Below are 548 nucleotides of genomic sequence, written 5' to 3'. Positions count from 1 at the left end.
GCACAACCCGCTCGAGATCTTCACCGCCCGTCAGGCTCCTGACGCGCAGTTCCTCTTCGGCACCGACGACAAGGGCCGCGACGTTCTTTCGCGCATGATGTACGGCGCGCGTTATTCGCTCGTCATCGGCCTGGGCGCCACCGGCTTCGCGCTCATCTGCGGTTCGATCATCGGCGCTCTCGCCGCTGTTTCGCGCAAGTGGGTCTCCGAAGTGATTATGCGCGTTCTCGACGTCGTCATGTCCTTCCCGGGCATCGCTCTGGCCGCCACCTTCGTCGTGGTGTTCGGAACGAACCTGCCGTCGCTGATCTTCGCCATCGGCTTCCTGTACATTCCGCAGATCGCCCGCATCGTGCGCGCTAACGTGATGAGCGAGTACAACCAAGATTACGTGCGCGCCGTGGTGGTAAGCGGCGCCCGTGCTCCGTGGATTCTCATGAAGCACGTGGTGCGCAACTGCATCGCTCCCGTTTTGGTGTTCACCATCGTGCTCGTGGCCGACGCCATCGTGTTCGAGGCCTCGCTGGCCTTCATCAGCGCCGGCATCC

At 63.0% G+C, this 548-nt stretch carries 1 protein-coding gene; it reads left to right on the top strand.

Annotated elements, in window-relative coordinates; genetic code table 11:
- The coding region (locus DMP05_RS09695) for an ABC transporter permease (RefSeq protein ID WP_148039736.1) at positions 1–548 on the top strand (548 nt) is incomplete at both ends.

This window comes from Slackia isoflavoniconvertens (assembly GCF_003725955.1).
In the GTDB taxonomy this organism is placed as follows: Bacteria; Actinomycetota; Coriobacteriia; order Coriobacteriales; family Eggerthellaceae; genus Slackia; species Slackia isoflavoniconvertens.
Note: the sequence above shows the minus strand (reverse complement) of the source record. Positions and strands in the feature narration are given on the sequence as shown.